The 3242-nt window shown below is 34.7% G+C and carries 3 protein-coding genes; all 3 read right to left on the bottom strand.

Annotation, left to right across the window (positions count from 1 at the left end):
• Nucleotides 1-1330: 1330 nt before the first annotated feature.
• Nucleotides 1331-1693: a hypothetical protein gene (locus A5875_RS16455; protein WP_249355082.1), complete on the bottom strand. Its 363-nt coding sequence runs from the start codon at nucleotides 1691-1693 to the stop codon at nucleotides 1331-1333.
• An 86-nt stretch (nucleotides 1694-1779) separates the two neighbouring features.
• Nucleotides 1780-2160, bottom strand: coding sequence for a CvfD/Ygs/GSP13 family RNA-binding post-transcriptional regulator (locus tag A5875_RS16450; RefSeq protein ID WP_088934590.1), 381 nt, complete (start codon nucleotides 2158-2160; stop codon nucleotides 1780-1782).
• 405 nt (nucleotides 2161-2565) lie between these two features.
• Nucleotides 2566-3099 (bottom strand): hypothetical protein, encoded by a 534-nt coding sequence (locus A5875_RS16445; RefSeq protein WP_088934589.1) that lies wholly within the window; start codon nucleotides 3097-3099, stop codon nucleotides 2566-2568.
• Nucleotides 3100-3242: the final 143 nt, after the last annotated feature.

The raw sequence follows: 3242 nt of genomic DNA, 5'->3' as shown, positions 1-3242 counted from the left end.
CGAAGGCTCAGGGAAAATCATCACAACCGCTTATGCTGTCTCTTATACACATCTAGATGTGTATAAGAGAACGACTTTAACGATTTTCGAAACAAACGGTGTGCGCAAATTCGTCAAATTTATCAATTACGAAGGCTCAGGGCTGTCTCTTATACACATCTTTTTCAATTAGAATTATTTATAACTATTTAAGTATACAAAATGACCTATTCATATTATGATCACTTATCATAATCCTGTCTCTTATACACATCTAGATGTGTATAAGAGACAGTCCATATTCTTTGAACTAGTTTCTATTTCAGACGATTCTTTGAAAGTAGAATCCGAGACAACAGTGGACTTAGTAGAACTTGAGATCTGTCTCTTATACACATCTAAATGGGTATAAGAGACAGATTCATAGGACTAAAATTAAAACTGTTCAACGAATAGTGCTCACTCTGGTCTGTCTCTTATACACATCTAGATGTGTATAAGAGACAGGAATAGTGCTCACTCTGGTTGTTTCCTTCAATTAGTATTGTTGCATCAGAATTTTCCTTATCAATTTGAATAATTTTTCCAATTCTTTTCATTTGCGATAGCTCCTTTAATTTTCTTGTCTTTTTTAATGTACTCATCTTTCACCTATTTAGTTCAGACGCTTGAATATTACTAAATAAGCTATATCCCTGTCTCTTATACACATCTAGATGTGTATAAGAGACAGGTATTCATTTGGAGCTTCTTTTTTAAGTTTCCGTTTTGCTTCTGCATTTAATTTGGTCTTGATTGGAACTCCCCAGCTGTCTCTTATACACATCTAGATGTGTATAAGAGACAGGAGTCTAATTGTTGATTATTCAATATTTTTTGTATGATATGCTCAATAGCTTTATTTTCTTGTACCATCATTTGGTATTCATTCTGTCTCTTATACACATCTAGATGTGTATAAGAGACAGTCCTGAGCCAGGATCAAACTCTCATATAAAGTGTTTGAAACAGTTGTTCAACTGTTAAGCTCAATTTGTTAATTGACTTGCTAGCATATTGCTTGCTATGTTGTTTGTTTCTATTAAATAGAAACGCCCTACACATTTGGTTTGTTTTATTCGTTCAGTTTTCAAAGGTCTACATGGTTTGTTGCTTTGTTCCAGCAACTTTTATATCTTAACAGGTTACTGAGCGATTGTCAACAACTTTCTTGAAGTTTTTTAAATTTCAAAAATCATTGTTCGGCTTTTGCTGTATCAGCAACGTTTACTAATTTACCACTTAATCTATCATCGGTCAACTATTTTCTCTAAAAAAAAGGAACTTATTTTCATAAGCTCCTTTTTAGTATTTATTCAAATAATGGTACACCTTCGATTTCGATTGTTCCAAGGATTTTTCTCACGCTGTCAGGACTTTCCCAAGCGAATCCTTCTGGTAGTTCTGTGGCAGTTTCACTGGCCATTTCAAACACATATAGCGGCAAACTGGCTCCGTGTGATTGCGTGTTGGTCAATTCAACTAAACGAATATCCTCAACATTAATATGTAGTGTTGCTTTTAAAAAATTCAAAAAACTAGCTAAAACGGTGTTTTCGGCTTTGGTATCAGTGCGGGCAAATTCTTTATCTTTTCCTTTTTCGTGAACTAAAAAACGTTTTGATCCATCTTCTAAATGCAACATGATTGTTCCAGATACTTGTTTCGTCACAATTTTCACCTCTGCAAAAGCTAATCATAAATCGCACTCATTGTATCACGTTTTCTGAAAAAAAGATATTCTTTGCATAAAACTGAGAATTAATTTTCAACACGTTCTTTCAATAGAAAGTCAATTGCTTCATTGGTCCACTCAGGCATGTTCTTCTCTAGCGAACGGAAGCCGATATTTTTGTTGCGATTCGTAAAGTAGCGTTTTCGATGATACGGTGCTTCTGCAGGCCGCTCAGCTAATGTGCGCAGCGATAAACTGATTTTCTTTGTGTACTCGTCAATGTCGATTACTTGGACCTTTACTGTTTGACCAATTTCTAAAAAGCTGTGGATGTTCTTTGTGTAGCCGGACTGTACCTCAGATATGTGGACCAACCCCTGTGTCTGGTCATCTAATGAGATGAATGCACCATAGGGCTGAATCCCGGTAACTCTTCCTTCAATAATATCTCCAATTTTATATCCCATTCATTTCCCTCTTTTCGCATGTTTCATTATACTGTATTAATTATTCTAAGTCATCATGAATGACCAAGAGAGTAATGATGGCTCTTCAGCTCCTGTGGTATCTTTCTAGGTATCACCAACTCCAACATTTCACTTTGCTGAAAATTGTCAGTACGAGAAATCATTCACACATCTATAATAAAACTTCTACTATCTATTTAATGGTCGATGACGCCGTTGAAAAATGACGTAAAAATCTCAGACCCAAATTAGATCTGAGATTTTGTACAAATACTACCAAAATGTAACTAATAAGATATTTCCACTTACACCGTTATGATTTTCTTGGAGGATCGTACCAGTAATTTTGGTTGCATATCATTTGATAATCAGAAAGCTAAATTATTGATTCGCTTCCTTACTAAACTAATCTGATATGGACGATTGAAAAATGAGCCTCTGAGGATGACTAAACCCTCTGCCAAGATTCACAATAGTATTGTTTACAGCGCACGGCTCAAATTCTGGTATTGAGACTAGTGACTCTCCTTTATCCCATCTGACACGTTTTTTTCCAGTCTTACCTGAAGTCGCATCAATCACTTTTGATTTTTTCAAGTCGTAAATAGAAACGATTTTTTGCTTTCCTGATTGATAATAAATTGCTAGTAAATAGTCAATTCCTTCTGCATTAGCTTTTTTTATCGTCCAATCACCCAAGACTCTATTTTTCATTCCTGATTGTTCTTCTGAGTCTAATTGTTGATTATTCAATATTTTTTGTATGATATGCTCAATAGCTTTATTTTCTTGTACCATCATTTGGTATTCATTTGGAGCTTCTTTTTTAAGTTTCCGTTTTGCTTCTGCATTTAATTTGGTCTTGATTGGAACTCCCCAGATTGTTGATTGGCTACTTTTCCTCTTCATCATTTCCTTGTCTAAATATAAATCTGCCATATTGTTTTCCTCCATTCGTTTTTTATTACTAAATCTATTGTACTCAACCGCGTATGCACAATATGAACACTTCGCTAAGAATTAAAAAAGAAGATAGCCGTTTAGCTATCTTAAAATTTTTCAAATTGAGAAAGGCCAGTAAC

This window comes from Enterococcus sp. 3H8_DIV0648 (genome assembly GCF_002140655.1).
Lineage (GTDB): Bacteria > Bacillota > Bacilli > Lactobacillales > Enterococcaceae > Enterococcus_A > Enterococcus_A hulanensis.
The sequence above is the reverse complement of the archived record's forward strand: the minus strand, read 5'-3'. Positions and strand labels throughout refer to the sequence as shown.

What these genes read in the sequence shown, in the direction of transcription:
- A5875_RS16450 (WP_088934590.1), bottom strand. Translation starts at nt 2,160, where the DNA reads ATGGGATATAAAATTGGAGATATTATTGAAGGAAGAGTTACCGGGATT.
- A5875_RS16445 (WP_088934589.1), bottom strand. Translation starts at nt 3,099, where the DNA reads ATGGCAGATTTATATTTAGACAAGGAAATGATGAAGAGGAAAAGTAGC.